The sequence below is a fragment of the Nonomuraea sp. 3-1Str genome, assembly GCF_031570565.1.
GTDB lineage: Bacteria > Actinomycetota > Actinomycetes > Streptosporangiales > Streptosporangiaceae > Nonomuraea.
Window position 1 is genome coordinate 17,011 of record NZ_JALHBK010000013.1, and the last position, 20,844, is coordinate 37,854.

Here is a 20,844-nt window from a genome sequence, read left to right on the forward strand (position 1 = left end):
CGGATGCTGACCATCGGCGAGCTGGCGTCGTACGCCGGAGTGACGGTGCGCGCGGTGAGGCACTATCACGCCAAGGGGCTGCTCCCGGAGCCGGCGCGGGACCGCTCCGGCTATCGGAGGTACGACGCCGGCGCCGTGGTCGAACTGATCAAAATCCGCACCCTGGCCGAGGCCGGGGTGCCGCTGGCGCGCGTGCGGGAGCTGCTGCGGGCCGACGAGGAGGAGTTCGCCGCGGCGGTCGCGGACATCGACAGGCGGCTGCGGGCGGAGATCCGGGAGCGGCAGCGGCACCGGGAGCGGATCGCCCGCCTCGCCGCCGGGGACAACCTGGTGCTGCCACGGGAGGTGGTCGAGTTCCTCGACCGGCTGCGGGCGCTCGGCGTCGACGAACGGATCGTCCAGGCCGAGCGCGACGGCTGGATCCCGCTGGCCGCGCACTCACCCGAGCGAGTCCCGGAGTGGATGGCACGCAAGCGGGAGCAGATCGCCGACCCGCAGCTGATCGACTTCTATCTCACCCTGAGCCAGGCTCTCGACCGGACCGACGACGACCCGCGGCTGGTCGAGCTGGCCGACAAGGTGGCCGCCTACATCACGCGGATGGCCGACGAGCAGGGCGAGGACTACGTCGACGACACCGACATGGAGCCACCGTTCGTGAAGCTGATGGACACCCTGGCGTTCGACACCGTGCCGCCGGCCCGCCGGCTGATCGAGCTGCTGAAGCAGCGCGGCTGGACCGGCTGGACCAAGCTGGAGCGCGTGCAGCCGGAGCCACGGTCCGCCGCCGACGCGCAGGACGAGCAGGACACACGGTCACGTCACGGCTCGCGGCGGGGACGGGAGTCCGGGGGGCGCCGGAGCGCCGGTCTCGACGCCTCCGAACAGGGCCCCAGTCAACCGAGGTAGAAGTCCTTGCGGGCGGCGACGAACTCCTCGACGGTCAGGGGCCGCTTGCCGGTGACGCGCTCGACGTCGATGGTCGCCCTGTCGTAACGGTTCGCGCGGTGCAGCTGCGCCATGGTCGCGATGTGCTGCTCGGTGTGCGGTGGCAGGCCCGCGTTCGCGAGGACCTCAGTGCGCCACCATTGCAGGGGGACGTCCAGATAGGTCACCGTGCGGCCGAGCGCCTTGGAGAACTCCTGGGCTACTTCGGTCATGTCGAGCACCCGCGGTCCGGTCAGCTCGTACACCTTCCCGGCGTGCTCGCCGGGATCGCGCAGGATGGTCGCGACCACCCGGGCGACGTCGTCGGCGGCGACTGGCGAGGTGCGTCCGGTCCCGAACGGCAGCGCCAGCGTGCCGTTCTCGCGGATCGACCGCGCCGCGAGGGCGGTGAACAACGGATTGTCGAGGAACGTCGTCGGGCGTACGTGCACCACGGGCAGGCCCGACCAGTCCAGCACCTGCTCCGCCAGCCAGTGCAGCCGCTGCTGGTGGGATTCGGCGGTGCTGGTGGCGGTCATCTGCGACACCGTCATCTGTGACATGTCCACCAGCACGTCGAGTTCGCCGTACGCCTTCGCGACCGTGGCCATGACGGTCGCCGCCAGCAGATGGTCCGGGGACACACTGAGCCCGAAGTACGTCCGGCGGACGCCGTCGAGCGCGGCCGCCACCGTTTCGGCCCGGGTCAGGTCCCCGGTGACGACCTCGGCGCCCAGTGCCCGCACCTCGGCCGCGCGGTCGTCCTCGCGGCGGACCATGACGCGGACCGGCACGTTCTGCGCGCGCAGCCGCTCGGTGACGAGGCGGCCCACACCGCCGGCGCCGGTGACGAGAACGAGGTCGTGATCAGCCATCGGTGGCTTCCTTCCGGAGGTGCTGCCTCGGCCAGGCCCTGGCCGCTGCGGTGCGCTTGCCGAAGCGGGCGTAGAGCAGGTGGGTGGCGTTCCGGCGTGCTTGTACGTCGCTGCCCTTGGGGCGGCTGAGCGTTCGGAATCCTTCGATGCCGTGGTATCTGCCCACCCCGCTGGCGCCGACGCCGCCGAAGGGCAGGTCGTCCTGCGCGACGATCTCCTCGTGGGCGCTCAGCGTCGCCTCGAACCTGGTCAGCTCGCTGCGCCGCGCCGCCGGGGAGGGTGCTCCGTCGCGCAGGTAGGCGGCGCGCTGAGCTTGGCGGATGTGATCGAAGCGCTCGGCGTCGGTCGGCTGTGTGCTGATGTCGGTGGTGGTCATGATGGCGTTCCTTGACCGTTGGTGAGGGCGGGGGAGGGCTGCGTGTGCCGGCGGCGGGCCATCCGGCCCATGAGCCGGACCATCGGGCGGCGCGGCAGGAGCTTGCCGGCGAGGGCGAGCGGGCGGCCGTTGGTGATCACCGACGGGGGCGCGGATCGGCGGTCGAGCGTGTCGAGGGCAATCGTCACGACCTGCTCGGGGGTTGCCCGTTTCGTGCCGTAGTCGGCGGACTGGCTGCCGGCGACGTCGTAGAACTCGGTCCGGGTGGCGCCGGGGCACACAGCGAGGACGCGCAGGCCGGTGCCGCGGGTCTCCTCCCACAGCGATTCGGTGAAGCTGAGGACGAAGGCCTTGGTGGCGCCGTAGACGCTCAGGTATGGGGTCGGCTGGAAGCCCAGCAGGCTCGCGACGTTGATCAGGACGCCGGTGTCGGCGGAGGTCAGCGGGTCGATGTAGGCGCGGCTGAGGTCGACCAGCGCGCTGACGTTCAGCGCGATCATGCTTTGCAGGCGGTCGGGATCCTCGTCGGCGAACGCGTTGTGGGTGCCGAAGCCGGCGTTGTTGACCAGTCCGGTGGCGTAGATGCCGCGGGACTCGAGTTCGGCGCGCAGCGTGCGGCCGGCGTCGGGCAGGGCGAGGTCGCGGGCGACGGCGGTCACCGTGACGCCGTGGGCGCGGGTGAGTTCGGCGGCCAGGCTCTCGAGCCGGTCCGCCCGGCGGGCCACCAGTACGAGGTCCGCACCACGGCGGGCCAGTTGGCGGGCGAATTCGGCGCCGAGGCCGGAGCTGGCGCCGGTGACGATGACGGTACGGCGGTGGTAGTCGATTGTGCTCATGGCATTCACTCTACGCACGTATTTGCACTGAGTGCAAATAACTGCATCGTGTGAGATGACGTACCATCTGTGCATGGCTCAGAGACCGACACCTCTTCGGGAGCAGACCCGCTCCGTGGTCCGCTCGCTGCTGGCCCGGACCGCTGTCGAGCTGTTCACCGCCAAGGGCTACGACAACACGACCCTCGAAGAGGTCGCCGCCGCCGCGGGTGTCTCCCGGCGGACCCTGTTCAACTACTTCCGCAACAAGGAAGACCTCGCGCTCAGCGGCCTGGCCGAACAGGGTGAGCTGATCGCCGCGCGCCTCGCGGAGCGCCCGGCCGGCGAGGATGCCTGGGCGGCGCTGCGCGCGGCGTTCCAGGTGCTCGAGGAGATCGACATGACAGCCGAAGGGCGCCTGGAGTTCATCACGCTGCTGTTCGGCAACGACTCCCTACGCGCCGGACACGCCGAGAAGCAAGCCCGCTGGCAAGACCTGTTCGTACCGCTGATCGAGCCGCGGCTGCCCGACTCCGACCGCCGCACCCTGCAAGCCCGCGCGATCGCGGCCGCGGCGATCATCTGCCTGCAGGCAGCCAACGAGGAATGGGTGCGCCAGGGCGGACAGGTCGCCCTGTTCGACCTCTACGACACCGCCGTAGAGGCCATCCGCCGCCCCACCTGAAACCGGGCGCATCCACGGGTCCCGGTAGCAATGAGGAGCAGCTGCGCTCGTTCCCGGAGATCACCAGCGACGAGTTGATCCGGTAATTCACGCCGACGGCGGCGGTGGCACGGGTGACGCGGCGCGGCGGAGCTGGGGGTCGAGGTCTTCGATGTCGAGGGAGAGGATCTCCTCTGCTCGGGCAGCGCGGACAGGTGCCGGTTCCAGGTGGCGGCGGCCGCGCCGTGCACGTGCTCCATCACCGCGGCGTAGTCGTCGGGCGCGAGTTCGGGGACCGGGCGGGGGCCGGCGAGCGCGGTGAGGCGGTTCAGGGTGCGGGCGTAGCTGGTGCGGGTGGTGGCGGTCGGCAGCGATGCCAGGAAGCGCTCGACGGCCACGGCCACGCTCGGCCCGGCGGCCGGGCTACCGTCTGATCCGCTGTCTGAGCTGGGGCCGGGCCTGGGAGTGTCGGGCCGGTCGGGGAAGGCGAGCGCGGGCACGGGGACACCTTGATGTGACAGATGACGTAGCCGAGTCGGCCCGGCTGCGGTGAGCGGTGAGCTGGGCGAACCCGCTGTGAGCCGGGTGTTCGTGACAGGGAATGCCACTTCTCTGTCACTCGTGAATGCCGCCGATGCACGGGAGTGAGCGGCGGTGCGCAACCCGTTCCCCGAACAGCCATCTACATTGACATTGCTAGTTATTTCAGTCACGATTGAAACTACTAGCAGCCTTGTAGGAAGTGACCCATGGAACATGTGACCTTCAACAGCCTCGGCACCCGCTGCGCGGGTGATCTCTACCTGCCCGAGACGAGCGACCCGGCCCCCGGGTTGGTGCTCGGGCACAGCGGGGTGATGGTCAAGGAGGCGCTGGCGTTCTTCGCGCCGTACTTCGTGAAGGCCGGCTTCGCGGTGCTGGCCATCGACTACCGTACGGTCGGTTCCAGCGAAGGCGAGCCGCGCGGCCTGGACTACCCGGAGCGGCAGGTGGAGGATTTCCGCAGCGCCGTGTCCTACCTGCAGACCCGTCCCGAAGTGCAGCCGGAGCGGATCGGGGTGTGGGGGGTGAGCATCGGTGGCTCGGTGGCGGCCCAGGCCGCCGTGCTCGATCGGCGCATCAAGTGCGTCGTGGTGCAGAGCCCCAGCGTGTGGAACGGATGGCGCTATCTGGAACGCCTTCTGGGCCGTGCCGGTGTCCACGCGCTGCGCGACCAACTGCAGCAGGACTGGCAGCGGCGCTACGAAGGCGGGCAGAGCGCTCGGGTGCCGCATCTGACGCTGGAGGGCGACAGCGTGAAGGACGCCCCGGACATGTCGACCCGCCTGTTTCCCACCTACCGCAACGAGAAGACCCTCGACTCAGCCGAGCACCTGCTCACCTTCGCACCGGAGAACCTCATCCACCGGCTCGCGCCGACGCCGCTGCTGATGATCGCCAACGGCGGCTGGGACCCGTACCACATGCTCGAGGAGGCGCAAAGCGCCTTCGCCAAGGCGGGCGAGCCCAAGCGGCTCGCGGTGCTGCCCTACGACGTGCTCGGCCTCTACACCGGCCCGGGCCTGGAGGAGGCGATGGCGCTCGCGATCGACTGGTTCGACCTCTACCTGCGCAAGACCCGGCTCGCGGACATCACCCCGACACCCACCTACGAGTCGGTGGCCGCCATGACACAGTGAGCCAGCACACGATCAACAACGGAGGATGCGACGATGAGCACTGAGGAACAGCAGGACCGGCTGCTCCGCTGGGTGGAGCGGGTGGCCGCCTTCTGCGTCGAGGAGTGGGGGCTGCCGCCCATCACCGGACGCATCCTCGGCTGGCTCATGATCTGCGATCCGGCCGAGCAGTCCGCCGGCCAGATCGCGGACGTCATCCAGGCCAGCCGGGCCTCCCTCACCTCGAACATGCGCTTCCTCACGGCCATCGGCCTGGTCAAGAAGGTGAGAAGGCCAGGCGATCGCGTCTCCTACTACCGCATCGAAGACGACGCCTGGCAGAAGGTCATCCAGCGCAAGCTCGAAAGCCTGAGCGCGTTCGGCGAGATCGCCGACGAAGGGCTCGACATCGCGGGCGGCGAGAGGCACCGCACCGAGCGCATCAAGGCCGCCCACGACTCCCTGACGTGGCTGCAGAACCTCGCGGCCCGTCATCCGCTACGCCGGTAAGGAACCTCCATGCACCGCTGGCAACCCAAGCTCGGGCTGATCCAGGAAACGCTGCTGCTCACTCTCCACGCCAGAGCCCTGGACGCAGGGCGGCCCAGCCCGATCCTCGGCGACACGCTCTCCGCCGACCTGGCCGGCACCATCGATTACGACTTCGGCAAGCTGAAGGTCAAGCCCAACCTCGTCCTCACCACGGCACTGCGTGCCAAGAAGCTCGACGGCGTCGTCCGCGCCTACATCGCCGCTCACCCCGGATGCGTGGTGCTCGACCTGGGCTGCGGCCTGGACACCAGGATGTTCCGCTGTGATCCCCCGCCCGGCGTCGACTGGTACGACATCGACTTCCCAGAAGTGGTGCACCTGCGATCCGAATGTCTGCCCGGCCCTTCCCACCTCGTCGGAGCCGACCTCACCAGCTCCGACTGGCTCACAGCCATCCCCGCTGACCGGCCGGCGATGATCGTCGCCGAAGGGCTGCTCCCCTTCATGCCCGGCGACTCCTTCCAGACAATGACCCGCGCGCTGGCCGGCCATTTCCCTTCGGGCGAGCTCGCGCTCAACGGCTACACCCGCTTCGCCGCCTGGGCCATGAAGTACCACCCGACCATCAAGGCACTCGGCATCAAAGCCGCCCAGGGCTTCGACGACCCACACGAACCGGAGTCCTGGGACGCCGGCCTCGAACTGATCGAGGAGCAGATCCTCACCCGCGCCCCGGAAGTAGCCCGGTTCCCGCAACCCCTACGCGCGCTGACCCGTCTCACCGCCCGCAGCACAGCCTTATCGCGACAAGGAGCGCGGATTCTCCGCTACCGGTTCTGACCCCGCGCCGGCGGCGGTGGCGACAGGCAGCGCTCCTTCAGCTCGTGAAACGTGCCGCCGAAGGCGCTGGGGCCATGGGGCGGAAACGCTCCCTTGCGGTCAGTACGCGAGGTTCAAGGTCGAGCCGGGTCGTCGGGTTCTGATCCGGCGGAGTCAAATCGAGCGCCCAGTTGCCGAACCGGCGCACGGTGTGGGTGATGTACGGCGAGACGGTGGCCAGGTCATGTGAAGCGTTCGGCCCACGACGTGGCAGTGCGCAGCCTGTCCTCGGCTTGCCCGGCGTCGCGGCCCCAGACGTCCTCAAGAGCTGCCACCGTCCCGCTGAGCTCGGCCGATGCGCCGCCCAGCAACGCAGCCGCCGCGACCGGATCCAGCCGGATCTGGAGCAACTGTCCGGCTCCCCGGCCAGTTGCCTGGAGATCGCCGGGGAGTAGCCCGACGACGACGCTGCCGCGCTCGTGCCGGCCAGAGGCTTCGTAGACGACGCCTTCTCCCTCGCCCAGATCGACGAGCAGGGTGACGGACGGGTAGACGATCATGGAGATGTCCACCGCGGCCGGGGCACGATGGCAGAACCCGGCCATGCTTACCCCCGGCAGCCGAACCGACGGGCGTGGGACTGCGATGGCCGCCCACGCCTGGTCAGATGGCATTCCGGCAGGCAACACATGGCCAGTCCAGGCATCAGGGATTATGGGTCGTCGACGGCCCCGCCGCCGTGAAGTCCAGCAGCAGATTGCCGATCGTCTCGGGCGCTTCCAGCAGGGGTAGGTGCCCGACACCGGGTAGCAGCTCGACCCGCGCGCCCGGCACCGCGTCGTATCGGTGCGCCGACGACGGCTCCCAACGGGGGTCGGCAGCACCGAAGATCACCTGCACGGGGACCCCGAGGGCGGCGAGCCGCTCGGGCACGCTCCGTTCGGCGATGTAGGCGGAGTTCCGGCGCAGCACCGTCCTCATCACGCGGTAGGTGATACCCCGTACATCGGCGACCACGTCGTCCGGGAGGTCCACGGGGCGAACGGCCGTCGCGCTGATCCCCTTGCGGATCATCGCATCCGAACGCCTCGGCCACATGAGCGGGCCCAGCGGCGGGGCCAGCAGCACCCGAAGGATGAACGGCTGCCGGAGGAGCGCATCCGGACTCGGGCCGCTACTGATCAGTGCGAGCGAACCCACGAGGTCGGGACGTTGCTCGGCCAGCGCGGTGGCGACGTAGCCGCCGCTGGAGTGCCCGGCCACGGCGACGTGACGAAGGCCGAGGTCGTCCAGCAGCGCCGCCACCTGGCCTGCCTGCGCGGGCACGTCATACGACCGCGCGGGCGGGGACTGGCCGCAGCCCGGGAGGTCGACCCGGATGACGTGATGGTGACCGGCCAGCGCCGGGACCACCGGACCCCAGAAACCGCTCGAGGCCCCCGACCCGTGGATGAGCAACAACGGCGGCGCCTGCCGCGGGCCGTCATGGACCACGTGCATCCCATGCGAACGTTCAATGTCGTATTCACTCATGCGGAGACTATGCACGCGCGGCCGGCCGCCGGTCTTGGACAAATGTTCCCGCGCAGTCGAAGACCGGCGGCCGTCACCATAACGGCCGTACCGAGGTCCCAAGGCCGGAACACGGGCCCGGCGGGCTCATTCCCGCGCGGCGGGAGCCATGGAGATGTTCCAGAAGCCGGCGTAGCGGCCACCATGGTCGAGCAGTTCGTCGTGGCTGCCTTCCTCCACGATCCTGCCGCCGTCCAGAAAGACGATGCGGTCGGCGCGCCGGACGGTCCGCATCCGATGCGCCACCATCACCACCGTCCGGCCCGCCATCAGGCGCTCGATGCCCTCGTGGACGGCCGCCTCGTTGACCGGGTCCAGCGCCGAGGTCACCTCGTCCAGCAGCACGATGGGCGCGTTCTTCAGCAGCGCCCGCGCGATCGAGACACGCTGGCGCTCACCACCTGACAGCAGTGCGCCGCCCTCGCCGACGTTGGCAGTCCATCCTCCGGGCAGTCGCTCGATCACTTCGTCCAACCGCGCCGCTGTCGCTGCCGCCCGCACTTCGGCGAGGCTCGCGTCGGGGCGGCCCAGGCACACGTTCTCCTCGATCGTGCCGTCGAAGAGATAGACATCCTGGAAGACGATGGCGATCCGCGCCATCAACGCCTCGGTGCTGATCGCGCGCACGTCCACGCCTCCCACGCGCACCGCGCCGGCGTCCACGTCGTAGAAGCGCGCCAGCAGCTGCAGCAGAGTGCTCTTGCCCGCGCCGGACGGCCCGACGACCGCGAGCCGCTGTCCTTCAGGGACGGTGAGCGACACCTCGTCGAACACCGTGAGCGCTCCGTGCCGGAAGGCGACGGCGTCGAACTCCAGGCCGTGGTGCGCCGGCTGGATCGGCTCGCGGGGTTCCCGCAGCGGCTCGGTGCGCAGCACCGTCTCAAGTCTGGCCAGCTCCGAACGCGCGCCGCGCAGTTTGCCGCCCATGTCCGACAGCGACAGCAGCGGGTCGACGCAGCGGGCGGCCAGCACCAGGATCGCCAGGATCTCCGCCGCGCCGATGTTCCCGTCGAGCGCGAGGTAGGCGCCCAGGACCAGCAGCCCGGTGAAGATCGCCTGCACGGTGACCGTCAGCCCCACGGCGCTGGGCAGCGTCGCCAGCACGGTACGGCGGGAGGCGCGCTGGGCATTCCGAAGCGAGTCGTCGAGCAGCTGGAAGCGTTCGCCGGTCCGTCCGCCGGCCCGCAGCACCGGCTGGGCCTGGAGGAATTCGATGACGCGCCCGGTGGCCTCCTGGTCGCGTTCGTGACGTTCGGCGTCGGCGGCGGCCGTCGCGCGTGCCGTCCAGGCCTGGATCGCCGCCACGACGGGTGCGGCCAGCAGCGCGGCCAGCCCCATCCGCCAGTTGAAGGCGGTCATCGCGGCCACGATGGTCAGGGGCGTGACCAGGGCGGAGATGAACGGTGCCAGCAGATGCGCGGCCACGCCCATGGCTTGCAGGAGGCCACGGCCGGCCAGGGCGGACACCTCGCCGATGCGACCGGCGTTGAACCAGCCGAGGGGGAGGCGCGCCAGATGCTCGCCGAGCCGGCGATACATGCCGCGCAACATGGTGGTCCCGACCCGCATGCCGGACAAGTCGCTGATGTAGCGCAGCACGGCGTAGAGGGCGACCGCGGCCCCGAACGCGAGCAGCCAGGGCACGGTATCCGCGGGCGTGCTGCCGAGCAGCGCCCGCAGCACCGGGACCAGCAGCGCGTAGGACAAACCTTCGATCACCGCAGTGATCGTCATCAGGATCACGGTGCGGCGCATCGCCCGGGCGTACTCGTCTCCGAGCACGCGCAGCAGCATTCGGATCATCGGGGCTCGTCTCCTCGCAGTACGCCACCGTGGGTTTCGATCTCGTCGGATTGGTGGGATCGCCAGAACGCGGCGAACCTTCCGCCTCGTGTCAGCAGGTCGGCGGGCCTGCCGCGTTCGACGATCGCTCCGTCCTCCAGCACCACGACAGTGTCAGCGTCGGCGACCGTCTCCAGCCGGTGGGCGATGACGACGATCGTGCGGTCGCCGCCCAGCATCGCCAGGGCCCGGCGGACCGCCTGTTCGGTCTGCGGGTCGGCGAAGGAGGTCGCTTCGTCCAGCACCAGCACGGGAGCGTCGGCAAGCAGCGCGCGGGCGATCGAGATCCGCTGCGCCTCGCCTCCGGACAGCTTGGCCTCTTCACCGAGCACCGTGTCGTATCCGTGCGGCAGCTGGAGGATGCGGTCGTGGATGCCGGCCAGCCGGGCGGCGCGGATTACGTCATCGCGGCCGGCCCGCGGCACCGCCAGCGCGATGTTGTCGGCGACCGAGACACGCAGCAGACGGACATCCTGGAAGACGAAGGACACCTGCCGATGCAGCTCCCGGCCGCCGATCTCGCGCAGATCGACGCCGCCGAGGAGGACCGAGCCGTGGCTGGGGTCGAAGAACCGCGGCAACAGCTGGATCAGCGTCGACTTCCCGCTTCCCGACGGTCCGACGACCGCGGTGACCGTCCCTGGCTCCAGCACCAGGTCGATGCCGCGCAGCACCTCGTGGCCGGCGTCGTAGGCGAAGCGGACGTCACGCAGCTCCACCCGGTGTCCCCGCGGCGGACGCGGGTGGGCGGGCTCGGGCAGTGGCCGGACCGCGAGCACGTCTTTGATCCGGCCGACCGCGCGGCCGGCGGCCTGCAGGTCGTCGAAGCCGTGGCCGAGCGCCGCCACTGGAGCGGTCAGCCCCAGGCCCAGCAGCAGGAACGGCAGCAGGTCCGCCGGCGCCAGGCCGCCGGAGGTGATCAGAGCCGTGCCGCCGGTCAGCACGACCAGCAGCACGAACGGCGGCGACAGCGCCAGCTGCATCCCGGCGGCGACCACCGACATGCCGCGCACCCAGCGGGAGAAGATGCTGACGAAGTCGTCGGCGGCTGTCAGGAACGTGCGGTGGGCACGCTCGCCTCCGCCGAACGCCTTGACCACCGAGATGCCTTGCACGAACTCGACGACGGAACTCGCGATCCGTCCCATGGCCGCGTCGTAGGCCTCCTGCTCGCGTGTCCTGGCCGGCAGCATCAGCAGCGGGACCAGCGCTATCGCCAGCACCACCGGGATCAACGTGATCAGCGTGAGCCGCCAGTCGACAGTGAACAAGTAGATCAGCGACACCAGCGGCACCACGAACGCGGCGACGAGCTCGCCGGGGGCGTGGGCGATGAACGGATGCACGGCACTCACGTCCTCGCCCACCACCTTGGCCAGCTCACCGGTGCGGCGCCGGGAGAACCAGCCGATCGGGACGCGTCCCAGCGACGCGGCCAACTGCCGGCGGAACGTCAGTTGCACCCGGCTGTCGAGAACATGCCCGATCCCCGACGATGCGGCGGTGAACAGCAGCCGGACGAACAGGCCGGCCGCACCCGCGATCACCACAGTCCAGACGTGAGCGTGATCGATCGGGCCGGGCGACAGCAGGGCACGGCCCAGTTCGACGACCGCCAGCAACGGGGCCAGACCCGTGAGCGCGCCGATGACCTGCAAGATCATCACGGCCGCGAAGCTTCGCAGATGGGGACGCAACAGCCGGGTCATGCTCTGTCCCGCCGCGGAATCGGCATGCGATTGCTTGGTCGCCCGAGCGAGGTCGCTTGTGGTTATCATCGTTCTCCGGTCTCGTCGATCTCGTCACGACCCGGCCCGTGGCCGAGCCGATGGTGGATGAGGGGCGGCGTATACGGGGTCGGCGTATGAGGGGGGGCGAGGACCCGCTCGCGCTGGCCTGGCAGGCCGACACCCAGGAGCGGCGTGACTACGCCCCTACCAGCGCGGGCACCGCCCTGCCCACCGCCCAGGCCTTCACCCGTACCCACCCTCACGGATGCCGGACGTGGCTGACCGGGTCTGCTTGTGGCACTCCACAGACATGCAGACTGACGCCCGCCAGCACGCCCTCACCGCCCTACTGGCCGCAGGCGCCCCCGTCTACGAAGACCCCGCCCTCTCCAGTCGGCGGCTCTCTCGACCGCGGCGTTCACCACGCGGCTCGATGTCGTACTCATTCATGCGGAGACTGTGCACGGGCGGTCGACTATCAGTCTTGGACAAATGTTCCCGCGGAGTCGAAGGCCGACCGTCCGCCGCCATCGTCTGGATCGGGGTTGCCGTGCGTTAGCGGTCATCGGGAAACCCCGATTGGCGGCCATGACGACCCTGGCGGACGGCCCCATGGGTGCAGGCAGACGGCCAGGAGAATCCCGGCGGGTGGACTCGTCTTCTGAAGGGCCGACCTGCGTAGCGGATTGGGTGGGACACGGCCACCCATAGCCAGATCGGCGCCGCGCTCGCTGGCCACCAGGGCCGCGTGTTCGGGGGGAGCCGAACGATCTTCTATCGACGGCATGCACGACTGGCGGGAGACCACCTTTGACCAGGGAGGAGTGGTCACAGTATGCGCCCAGCGCACCGTATGGGCCTGCTGACTAGATGCTTGCGTCCAAGCGGTCTTGCCGGTGTTCAGTGGTCGTAGCGGTCAGTGACCGCTTGGTCGGCCGACGAATCAGGAACCGAAGATCGTCAGGCGTTCCAAGGCACCAAACTTGGCCGCTGTCGTGATTAGAAGATCTAACGACACCCTCTGATTGGCCCCGCAAGCCCTCTCAAAAACCGGACATCGAGTGACGAACCGTGACGTCGACGGCTGGTTCCGCACCCCGAATTGACGACAGGATTTTCCAACAGGAAATCGGGCTCCACCCCTTCCCGAGGAGAGCTCGGTGCAGATCGTCTACTCCCGCGTCTCCACCGCGACCCAGTCCCTGCTGCGGCAGCGCCACATCCTCACCGAGGCCGGCCTTCTCGTGCGCACCGAAGGCGTCGCGGAGGGGTTCCGGCCAGCCGACGGCGTCCTCCTCTTCGAGGGCCCCGCCACCACCTCCAAGATCCCCGCCCTCGACCGGCCCGCGTTCGGCAAGATCGCCGCCAAGGCGCATCCCGGCGACACCCTGACGGTCTCGGAGTTGTTCCGGCTCTGCCGCGACCTGCTCGACATCCACGCCGTCCGCAACTGGTGCCAAGCCCACGGCGTCGCCCTGCGCGTCCTGTCCGGACCGCTGTCGAACTTCCACGATCTGGCCGCCAACGACGCCACCACCGCCGTCATCATCAACGTGATCACCGCCGTCGGCCAGTTCCAGCGTGACATCCAGAACGAGCTCACCGTCGAGGGGATCGCCGCCGCCGAGGCCGAAGGCCGCTATCGCGGCCGGCCGCCCGCGCTGGACGGTGACCGGCGCGAGGACGTGCGGGCGGCCTTCCACGAGGGCGCCTCGATTGCGGCCCTGGCACGGGCTCATGGGGTAAGCCGGGCGGCCGTGCGAACCGCCCTGGCCGACCTGCTACCCGGCCAGGGCGTCCTGCCTCGGCCATCGGCGTGATCGACGGGAAGGGTCAGGCGACCAGGTCGAGGTCAAGACGGCGGCCCATGTCGATGTCGATGTCGATGGTGCCGTAGAGGTTGGCGTTGGACCAGAACAGTGGCGAGAGTCCTCGCTTGTCGGGCATCTTCTTCTGCCAGGCGGGGTCCTTGAGGACGGACTGAACCAGCTAGGTGTTGAGGAAGACCAGCGCCGACTGGAGCAGGTGAAGGCTGAGCATGGAGACCTCCTGATGCTCCTTGTCGCTGCCGGGGATGGTGCCAGCGCTGCCGTAGAACAGGTCGGTGTTGGCCGAATTCCAGTTCTCCACGACCTGCAGGCCCTCGTGGATCTCGCGGCGCAGCTCTGGGGCGGCGACGTGCTCGGCGACGAAGATGCTCTTGACGCGCACGCGGTGCCGTTGCCCCACCACAGCGGGTCCCGCATCCTCAAGGTGGCGTTGACCAGGGTCGCGATCGCCGCTCGCAGGTTGTCGCGGTTGACGAACAGGTGCCGGGTGGCCCGCAGGGCCGCCTCGGTCTCGCTTCATGGAGGCCCCCGCGCCGACGTGCCGGCCAAGCTCGCGAGCTGCGGGAGAATCTCCAAGCTCATCCACCACAAGATCGACGTCTACCGGGCCGGCGACGCCGACCGGCTGTGGGCGCCCGTCCGACCAGGGGCAGCGAACCCGACTTGATAGGCAAGTCGCTACTTGCCTATGGTGGGGGTCATGGCGGAGGATGTCTTCAAGGCCCTGGCCGACCCCACCCGCCGGCGCATCCTCGATGAGCTGGTCGAGCGGGACGGCCAGACCCTGTTCGAGATTTGCGCACGACTGGTGACCAAGCACGGTCTCAGCCTGTCCCGCCAGGCGATCAGTCAGCACCTGGCGGTACTGGAATCCGCGGATCTGGTCCGTTCGCGGCGCGAGGGCCGCTACAAGTTCCACGATCTGAACACCGAACCCCTTGAGCTCATCATCACCCGGTGGCTCAAGCGCGACGCACCGGAGGCACCCCATGAAGATCCACCTGACCAGCGTCTTCGTCGATGACCAGGACAAGGCCCTGCGCTTCTACGCCGACGTGCTCGGCTTCGTGAAGAAGCACGACGTCCCGCTGGGCGAGGACCGCTGGCTCACCGTGGTCTCACCGGAAGACCTCGACGGGACCGAGCTGCTGCTGGAGCCCGACGGCCATCCCGCCGTGAAGCCGTACAAGGAGGCGCTGGTCCAGGACGGCATCCCGGCCGCCTCCTTCGCCGTGGAAGACGTGGCCGCGGAGTTCGAACGGCTGCGCGGGCTCGGGGTCCGCTTCACCCAGGAGCCGCTGGAGATGGGCCCGGTCACCACAGCGGTCCTGGACGACACCTGCGGCAACCTGCTCCAGATCGTGCACAGCAAGTAAGGACCACGTCGGCCGTCACCGCGCCTGACTCACCCGCCGCTCAGCAGGAGCCGGCTTCAGCCGAGGGGGGCGTCCCCGTCGCGCAGCGCGGCCAGGGCGAGCGCGTACATGCGTGCCTTGATGGTGCCGAGCGTCGCGCCGGCCTTGGCCGTCAGGGTGCGGGCGATCTCCACGGCGGTACGGCGCACCGCGTCCTCCTCGACCGCGCGGTCCACGATGGCGGCGGCCAGGGCGTCATGGCCGCCGTAGCGGCGGGCGGTGGTCATGGCCTCGTGCGCGGCCTGCGGGGTCAGCCGGGCCTGGATCAGCGCCGACATGCCCGCGGTGAACGGAATGTTGATGTCCGCCTCGGGCAGGCACCAGTAACCGCGGTCCGCCCGCATCACGCGGAAGTCGTGGGCCAGGGACAGCATGGCGCCGGCGGCGAAGGTGTGACCCTGCAGGGCCGCCACGGTGATCACGGGCAGGGCCAGCATCCGCGCCAGGAGCTCGTGGACGCTGACGACATAGTCCCGGTGCCGGTCTGCGTGGGCGAACAGCCAGTCCAGGTCCAGGCCGTTGGAGTAGAACTTCCCGGTGGCGGCGGTCACCAGGGCGCGGGGCCCCTCCGCCTTCTCCACCTCGTCCAGCGCGGCGTTGACGGCGTCGATCCAGTCGGGGTGGAAGCGGTTCTCGGTGTCGCCGAGGTCGAGAACGAAGACGTCGTCCTGGCGGTCGAGCATGGGCACGGCGGCTCCCTCGGGCGGAGTGGGCGGCAGGTCACGTCGTCGTCGGCGATCAGATTCTACCGCCGAGTAACTTACGCCCTCCGGCAGAGCGCCCGCAACGGGAGCCGCCAGGCTCGCCGAGGGGCGGTGGCCCGGACGGCTGGTGTTCCGGTGGGGGATCTCCGGATGGAACACGTGATCGTCGTGATAAGTTCGGCGTCGCTGTGCATCTGTATCGAACCGGAGGAGGTGAGACCGATCAACGCTGTGACAGGTCGGGGCTCCCTCTCTCGCATGGCCTAGGGAGCGCCCGCACAAGGCATCCCGAAAGGCTTTGAAACGCGCATGCGCTTCACCTCTCAGACGTCGACCGACGGCGTCACCGAACGATCCTTCACCCTCGGCGAGACCCCCGGCGTGCTGTGGACGCCGGACGACGCCGAACCCCGCGCCCTGATCCTCATCGGACACGGCGGCGGCCAGCACAAGCAGGCCCCTGGCGTGGTGGTCCGCGCCATCCGGCTGGCGGCCGAGCACAGGTTCGCGGCGGCGGCCATCGACGCCCCCGCCCACGGCGGCCGGCCCAGAACCGCCGAACACGACCGGATCATCACCGAGATGCGGGCCCGCATGGCCGGCGCGGGAGACCCGCTCCCGCTCCTGGCCGAGCTCCACGCGCTGCTGGCCGCTCAGACCGTCCCGGAATGGCGCTCGGTCCTGGACGCGCTCGGGGATCTGGGCCCGGTGGGCTACTGGGGCATGTCGCTGGGCTGCGCCCTCGGCATCCCGTTGGTCGCCGCCGAGCCGCGGATCCGCGCGGCGGTGCTGGGGCTGAGCGGGACGTCGTCGGCCTCGGCCGAGGCCGCCGCCGGGGTCACTGTGCCCGTGCGGTTCATGGTGCAGTGGGACGACGAGCTGGTTCCGCGCGAGGACGCCCTGGCCCTGTTCGACGCCCTGGCCTCCGGTGAGAAGACGCTGCACGCCAACCCCGGCAAGCACGGGGACCTGCCGGCCTTCGAGGCCGACAGCGCGTTGCGGTTCTTCGCCCGTCATCTGGGCTGACACCGCGGCCTGTCTTCCACTCCGGCGGACCGGTCCTGTTACCTTCTCCCGTCGGCACTCGTCATAGGTGCGACGACCGCATACAGACGGACGTCGCACCGACGAGTGAATCGAGAACAGGGATGCTGACTACCATCATGTACGTGACGATGTACGTCACGGATCAGGACCGCGCGCTGGAGTTCTACACCGAGGGACTCGGCCTGGAGAAGCGGATCGACGTCTCGGGGCCCGACGGACGGTTCCTCACCGTCGGCGTTCCCGGCAGCCCGGTGCAGATCCTCCTGTGGTCGCATGCGGCGGCCGCGGGACAGCCGGGCGAGGTGGACCAGCATGCCGCGCCCGGTCCGCTGATCCTCGAATCCGATGATCTGCGAAAGGATTTCGAGCTCATGCGCCGGCGCGGCGTCGCCTTCGAGGAGGGGGAACCCGTGGACTATCCGTTCGGGGTCCGCGTCGAGGCGGTGGACCCGGACGGCAACCGGGTCTCGCTCCGCCAGCAGCGGAAGCCGTGACCGCCGACCCGTCCGGCCTGGTGACCGAGGCGTTCGAAGCCCAGCGCGATCGGCTGCGCGCCCTTGCGTACCGCGTGCTGGGCTCGCACGCCGACGCCGAGGACGTGGTCCAGGAAGCCTGGATGCGCCTCGTCCGCCAGGACGGGGCGACCATCGGCAACCTGGCGGGCTGGCTGACCACCGTGGTCGGCCGGATCAGCCTGGACCTCCTGAGATCGCGTCAAGCCCACCCCGAGACCGCCTACGGCCACGAGTTCGCGGATCTCGTGGTGACGCCCGCCGACGACCCCGCGCCGGACGAGCAGGTGGCGCTGGCCGATTCGGTCGGCCTCGCCCTGCTCGTCGTGCTCGACTCGCTCGCCCCGAGCGAGCGCCTGGCGTTCGTCCTGCACGACATGTTCGCGGTCCCGTTCCACGAGATCGGCCAGATCCTGGGCAAATCCGCCGACGCCACCAAGATGATCGCCAGCCGCGCCCGCCGCAAGGTCCAAGCCAGGGACCGGCCGGCGGGCCCCGGCCGCGAGCACCAAGAGGTCGTCCAGGCATTTCGCGCCGCCGCGCTCGGCGGCGACTTCGAAGCGCTCCTGCGCGTCCTCGACCCGAACGTGAAGCTGACCGTCGACACCCCCGACGGCATGGTCGTCACCCTCGGCGCCACCGAAGTCGCCGCCGGCGCCCGCAGGTTCTCCGGCGAGGTCGCCCGCCAACGACCCGTGCTGGTCAACGGCGTTCCCGGCCACATGTCCTGGCGCGCCGACGGAACGCCTCTCTCCGTCATCGCCTTCACGGTCACCGAAGGCCGGATCACCGCCATCCACATCGTCGTGGACCCGGCCAAACTCGCCTCGATCCAGCTGCCCGCCCCGGCCTGAGCCGGGGTGGGCGCCGAGCGCGGACATGTGGACGTGGACGGGGTGCCCGCTCCCGCATGCCGAAAGCAGATCTCACCAGCGATCAGACCGGGTCCTCGCCAGCCGGCGAAGGCATCCGGTGTGGACGCAGGACCATGAGCGAGCCTTCCAGGGTCGCCACCATGGCGAAGGGGAACCGGTCCACCTCAAGACAGAGCGCGACGTCATCGGGATGGACTCCTTGACGCACCCCCTCCGCCAGCTCGGTGGCGGCGCGACTCGGCGGCGCGGCGGAGGAACTCAGCAGGATCGGTCCCAGCCTCGGTGACCCTCCGAGCGATGTACTGAGCACACGCCAGATCTTCATCGGCCTGCCCGTCCTCGCCAGTGACCACGAAGGTGACACTGTCACTCCGGCGCGCCCGCAGGAGCCGAGCCGTTGCCTCCGCCACCACGAAGCCGGCGCACAGCACCAGCTCCGCCTCCTTGACCGCGAGGGCGCCGACCGTCCCTGCCGTGGTCTTCTGCACGACGGTCCGTCCGCCCAGGTCGATGGACCGCAGCAAGCCGGGGGAGTTGACGATGTCGAACCCGGACGCGGGCGGACCGTCTTTGAGCGCCACCCAATCCGGGTGGCGAGCCTTGAGCGCCAGGGCCTCCTCCAGCGACTCAGCGAGAACGATCTGCTCCGCCCCCTGGGCGAAGGCCCAGGCGGCCACCGTGTAAGCACGCATGACGTCGACCACGACCGCCACGGAAGGGGCTTCGACCAGCTCAGCGATACCGAGGAAACGACTATCCATGCCGGTCATGTTCGCGCATGCCCGACCCGAAGCACCCAACAAGTGGTACGCGTCACATGGACGGTCTCGGAACGCGTGTGGACGGCGCGACGCCGACGATCTTCCGGGGAACCGTCCGTCGCGAGGTCTTACGGTTTTCCGCCATGGAAGTCGGAGGTTCGCCCCCATGGTGGCCGTGCCGGCGGCTGCCTAGCGTTGGCCGGCGTGATCAGTCTCAAGAATCTGACCAAGCGCTACGGCGACCGGACCGCCGTCGACGACCTGTCGCTGGAGGTGCGGCCGGGCGCGGTGACCGGGTTCCTCGGGCCGAACGGCGCCGGCAAGTCCACGACGATGCGCCTCGTCCTCGGGCTCGACCGCCCCACCGCGGGCACGGCGCTGATCGGCGGCGTGCCGTACCACGAGATCAGGAACCCGCTGCGCACGGTCGGCGCGATGCTGGACGCGCGGGCGCTGCATCCAGGACGCAGCGGGCACGCGCACCTGGCGGCGCTGGCCCGCAGCAACGGCATCGCGCGCGGCCGGGTCGCGGAGGTCCTGGACCAGGTGGGGATGGCGGCGGCGGCGCGCAAGCGGGCCGGCGTGCTGTCGCTCGGCATGAGCCAGCGGCTCGGCATCGCGGCCGCGCTGCTGGGCGATCCCGAGGTGCTGATGTTCGACGAGCCCGTCAACGGGCTCGACCCCGACGGCGTGCGCTGGGTACGCCACCTGATGCGCTCGCTGGCGGGGGAGGGGCGCACGGTGTTCGTCTCCAGCCACCTGATGAGCGAGATGCAGCTGACCGCCGACCACCTGGTCGTGATCGGCAGGGGACGGCTCATCATGGACGCGCCGCTGGCGGAGGTGATCGCCGGCAGCGCCCTGACCGCCGTGGCCGTCCGCACGCCGCACGCGGACGAGCTGGCCGTACGGCTGGGCGCCGCCGGGATCACCGTGGAACGCCTCGGGGAGAACCAGCTCGTCGCCACCGGCGCCACGATCGAGCGCGTCGGCGACCTGGCGTACGAGGCGGGCATCCGCGTGCACGAGCTGCGCACGCGCGAGGCGTCGTTGGAGCAGGCCTACCAGGAGCTGACGGCGAGCAGCGTGGAGTACGGCACCGAGAAGGCGGGGGCGTGACCATCATGACCATGGGGAGCGGAGAGCTGGGCCGGGCGGTCGGCGCCGAATGGGTGAAGCTGTGGTCGGTGCGCTCCACCTGGTGGTGTCTGGCCGCGGCGACGGTGCTCATGGTGCTCAGCGCGTTGATGCTCGGCGGGGCCACGGTCACCGACATGGTGCGCGAGGGCGTCGCGGGGGCGCGCCTGACGGCGAGCGAGCCGGCGGTGTCGGCGACGTCGTTCGTGCAGTTCGCGCTGGTGGCGATGGCCATGCTGGCGGTCACCTCGGAGTACGCGTCGGGCGGCATCCGCGCCACGCTGCAGGCCACGCCGATCCGCGGCCGGGTGCTCGCCGCGAAGGCGCTGGTGGTGGCGCCGGTGATGGTCGCCGCGGGCGTGGTGTCCGGGGGCGCGGCCACGGTGGCCGTCTACGCGGCGCTGTCCGCCGACGTGTTCGGCGGGCTGGTGGAGCTGCCGCCCGCCGAGGTCGCGCTCGACCTGCTGCGCATGGGCGTCTTCTTCGCCCTGGTGGCGGTCATGGCGGTCGGCGTGGGCGCCGCGATGCGCAGCGCCGCCGGCACGCTGACGGTGATGTTCATGCTGCTGATGGGTTTGCCGCTGATGCTGCTGATGACGGGTAGCCAGGCGGCGCTGGAGGCGTCGATGCGCATGCCGCTGTTCGCGGGCCTGGCGTTCATGGGCAGCACGGACAACCTGACCGGTGGCCCGATCCCGTACACCGCCGCGGAGGGGCTGGCCTGGCTGGCGGGGTGGACGGCGGCGGCTCTGGCGGCAGGCCACGCGCTGCTGCGCCGGCGTGACGCCTAGACT

25 protein-coding genes are annotated in these 20,844 nt (G+C 70.0%); 14 read left to right on the forward strand and 11 right to left on the reverse strand.

The features are described 5' to 3' along the window. Positions 1–3: 3 nt before the first annotated feature. Positions 4–909, forward strand: coding sequence for a MerR family transcriptional regulator (locus tag MTP10_RS21255; protein WP_310711262.1), 906 nt, complete (start codon positions 4–6; stop codon positions 907–909). On the opposite strand, the gene MTP10_RS21260 is transcribed toward MTP10_RS21255, so the two are convergent. The 3 genes from MTP10_RS21260 to MTP10_RS21270 are packed head-to-tail and all read right to left on the reverse strand — an operon-like array spanning position 897 to position 3,014. Further along, positions 897–1,802: an NmrA family NAD(P)-binding protein gene (locus MTP10_RS21260; protein ID WP_310711264.1), complete on the reverse strand. Its 906-nt coding sequence runs from the start codon at positions 1,800–1,802 to the stop codon at positions 897–899. The genes MTP10_RS21255 and MTP10_RS21260 overlap by 13 nt on opposite strands. Beyond that, a complete protein-coding gene (locus MTP10_RS21265; RefSeq protein WP_310711265.1) occupies positions 1,795–2,178 on the reverse strand; it encodes a hypothetical protein in 384 nt (127 codons plus the stop codon). Before MTP10_RS21265 ends, MTP10_RS21260 begins: the two co-directional genes overlap by 8 nt. After that, positions 2,175–3,014: an SDR family oxidoreductase gene (locus MTP10_RS21270; protein WP_310711266.1), complete on the reverse strand. Its 840-nt coding sequence runs from the start codon at positions 3,012–3,014 to the stop codon at positions 2,175–2,177. Before MTP10_RS21270 ends, MTP10_RS21265 begins: the two co-directional genes overlap by 4 nt. Before the next feature lie 115 nt (positions 3,015–3,129). Between MTP10_RS21270 and MTP10_RS21275 the strand changes: the two genes are divergently transcribed. Further along, on the forward strand, positions 3,130–3,678 hold the full coding sequence (locus MTP10_RS21275) for a helix-turn-helix domain-containing protein (RefSeq protein WP_310711267.1): 549 nt from the start codon (positions 3,130–3,132) through the stop codon (positions 3,676–3,678). On the opposite strand, the gene MTP10_RS21280 is transcribed toward MTP10_RS21275, so the two are convergent. Further along, positions 3,639–4,157 carry a hypothetical protein gene (locus MTP10_RS21280; protein WP_310711268.1) on the reverse strand — a complete coding sequence of 173 codons (519 nt, stop codon included), beginning with the start codon at positions 4,155–4,157 and terminating at the stop codon, positions 3,639–3,641. The genes MTP10_RS21275 and MTP10_RS21280 overlap by 40 nt on opposite strands. 249 nt (positions 4,158–4,406) lie before the next feature. Between MTP10_RS21280 and MTP10_RS21285 the strand changes: the two genes are divergently transcribed. The 3 genes from MTP10_RS21285 to MTP10_RS21295 are packed head-to-tail and all read left to right on the forward strand — an operon-like array spanning position 4,407 to position 6,647. Beyond that, positions 4,407–5,336, forward strand: coding sequence for an alpha/beta fold hydrolase (locus MTP10_RS21285; protein WP_310711269.1), 930 nt, complete (start codon positions 4,407–4,409; stop codon positions 5,334–5,336). Between the two features lie 33 nt (positions 5,337–5,369). Next, positions 5,370–5,825: a transcriptional regulator gene (locus MTP10_RS21290; protein ID WP_310711270.1), complete on the forward strand. Its 456-nt coding sequence runs from the start codon at positions 5,370–5,372 to the stop codon at positions 5,823–5,825. Positions 5,826–5,834: 9 nt separating this feature from the next. Further along, the gene (locus MTP10_RS21295; RefSeq protein ID WP_310711271.1) at positions 5,835–6,647 is read left to right on the forward strand and encodes a class I SAM-dependent methyltransferase; all 813 of its coding nucleotides are present in this window, start codon (positions 5,835–5,837) and stop codon (positions 6,645–6,647) included. Between the two features lie 221 nt (positions 6,648–6,868). Here the strand turns inward: MTP10_RS21295 and MTP10_RS21300 are convergent, their stop codons facing one another. The 4 genes from MTP10_RS21300 to MTP10_RS21315 all read right to left on the reverse strand — a co-directional run bounded on the left by MTP10_RS21300 (position 6,869) and on the right by MTP10_RS21315 (position 11,704). Beyond that, on the reverse strand, positions 6,869–7,186 hold the full coding sequence (locus tag MTP10_RS21300) for a hypothetical protein (RefSeq protein ID WP_310711272.1): 318 nt from the start codon (positions 7,184–7,186) through the stop codon (positions 6,869–6,871). A 145-nt stretch (positions 7,187–7,331) separates the two neighbouring features. Continuing rightward, positions 7,332–8,159 (reverse strand): alpha/beta hydrolase, encoded by an 828-nt coding sequence (locus MTP10_RS21305; protein ID WP_310711273.1) that lies wholly within the window; start codon positions 8,157–8,159, stop codon positions 7,332–7,334. Positions 8,160–8,285: 126 nt separating this feature from the next. Continuing rightward, positions 8,286–10,001, reverse strand: coding sequence for an ABC transporter ATP-binding protein (locus tag MTP10_RS21310; protein WP_310711274.1), 1,716 nt, complete (start codon positions 9,999–10,001; stop codon positions 8,286–8,288). Beyond that, positions 9,998–11,704 (reverse strand): ABC transporter ATP-binding protein, encoded by a 1,707-nt coding sequence (locus MTP10_RS21315; RefSeq protein ID WP_310711510.1) that lies wholly within the window; start codon positions 11,702–11,704, stop codon positions 9,998–10,000. Before MTP10_RS21315 ends, MTP10_RS21310 begins: the two co-directional genes overlap by 4 nt. 1,226 nt (positions 11,705–12,930) lie before the next feature. On the opposite strand from MTP10_RS21315, the gene MTP10_RS21320 reads away from it, so the two are divergent. Further along, positions 12,931–13,590, forward strand: a complete 660-nt coding sequence (locus MTP10_RS21320) for a recombinase family protein (RefSeq protein ID WP_310711275.1) — start codon at positions 12,931–12,933, stop codon at positions 13,588–13,590. Positions 13,591–13,759: 169 nt separating this feature from the next. Here the strand turns inward: MTP10_RS21320 and MTP10_RS21325 are convergent, their stop codons facing one another. Beyond that, positions 13,760–13,981, reverse strand: coding sequence for a Tn3 family transposase (locus MTP10_RS21325; RefSeq protein WP_310711276.1), 222 nt, complete (start codon positions 13,979–13,981; stop codon positions 13,760–13,762). A gap of 87 nt (positions 13,982–14,068) precedes the next feature. On the opposite strand from MTP10_RS21325, the gene MTP10_RS21330 reads away from it, so the two are divergent. The 3 genes from MTP10_RS21330 to MTP10_RS21340 are packed head-to-tail and all read left to right on the forward strand — an operon-like array spanning position 14,069 to position 14,975. Further along, positions 14,069–14,266 (forward strand): hypothetical protein, encoded by a 198-nt coding sequence (locus tag MTP10_RS21330; RefSeq protein WP_310711277.1) that lies wholly within the window; start codon positions 14,069–14,071, stop codon positions 14,264–14,266. A 33-nt stretch (positions 14,267–14,299) separates the two neighbouring features. Next, a complete protein-coding gene (locus MTP10_RS21335) occupies positions 14,300–14,623 on the forward strand; it encodes a metalloregulator ArsR/SmtB family transcription factor (RefSeq protein ID WP_310711278.1) in 324 nt (107 codons plus the stop codon). Next, a complete protein-coding gene (locus MTP10_RS21340; RefSeq protein ID WP_310711279.1) occupies positions 14,589–14,975 on the forward strand; it encodes a VOC family protein in 387 nt (128 codons plus the stop codon). Before MTP10_RS21335 ends, MTP10_RS21340 begins: the two co-directional genes overlap by 35 nt. A gap of 56 nt (positions 14,976–15,031) precedes the next feature. Here MTP10_RS21340 and MTP10_RS21345 read toward each other — a convergent pair whose 3' ends face one another. Continuing rightward, on the reverse strand, positions 15,032–15,703 hold the full coding sequence (locus MTP10_RS21345; RefSeq protein WP_310711280.1) for an enoyl-CoA hydratase-related protein: 672 nt from the start codon (positions 15,701–15,703) through the stop codon (positions 15,032–15,034). Positions 15,704–16,027: 324 nt separating this feature from the next. On the opposite strand from MTP10_RS21345, the gene MTP10_RS21350 reads away from it, so the two are divergent. The 3 genes from MTP10_RS21350 (at position 16,028) to MTP10_RS21360 (ending at position 18,131) form a co-directional block, all read left to right on the forward strand. After that, on the forward strand, positions 16,028–16,744 hold the full coding sequence (locus MTP10_RS21350) for an alpha/beta hydrolase (protein ID WP_310711281.1): 717 nt from the start codon (positions 16,028–16,030) through the stop codon (positions 16,742–16,744). A gap of 122 nt (positions 16,745–16,866) precedes the next feature. After that, entirely contained in the window at positions 16,867–17,259 is a 393-nt protein-coding gene (locus tag MTP10_RS21355; RefSeq protein ID WP_310711282.1) for a VOC family protein, read from the forward strand. Beyond that, positions 17,256–18,131 (forward strand): sigma-70 family RNA polymerase sigma factor, encoded by an 876-nt coding sequence (locus tag MTP10_RS21360; RefSeq protein ID WP_310711283.1) that lies wholly within the window; start codon positions 17,256–17,258, stop codon positions 18,129–18,131. The genes MTP10_RS21355 and MTP10_RS21360 overlap by 4 nt, the downstream gene beginning before the upstream one ends. A gap of 203 nt (positions 18,132–18,334) precedes the next feature. Here the strand turns inward: MTP10_RS21360 and MTP10_RS21365 are convergent, their stop codons facing one another. Then, positions 18,335–18,922, reverse strand: a complete 588-nt coding sequence (locus MTP10_RS21365) for a 2-phosphosulfolactate phosphatase (RefSeq protein ID WP_310711284.1) — start codon at positions 18,920–18,922, stop codon at positions 18,335–18,337. A gap of 195 nt (positions 18,923–19,117) precedes the next feature. On the opposite strand from MTP10_RS21365, the gene MTP10_RS21370 reads away from it, so the two are divergent. Together MTP10_RS21370 and MTP10_RS21375 are read left to right on the forward strand one after the other, a co-directional pair. Beyond that, complete coding sequence (locus MTP10_RS21370; RefSeq protein ID WP_310711285.1) at positions 19,118–20,032, forward strand: ATP-binding cassette domain-containing protein; 915 nt, start codon at positions 19,118–19,120, stop codon at positions 20,030–20,032. Further along, positions 20,029–20,841: an ABC transporter permease gene (locus MTP10_RS21375; RefSeq protein ID WP_310711286.1), complete on the forward strand. Its 813-nt coding sequence runs from the start codon at positions 20,029–20,031 to the stop codon at positions 20,839–20,841. Before MTP10_RS21370 ends, MTP10_RS21375 begins: the two co-directional genes overlap by 4 nt. Positions 20,842–20,844 lie beyond the last annotated feature (3 nt).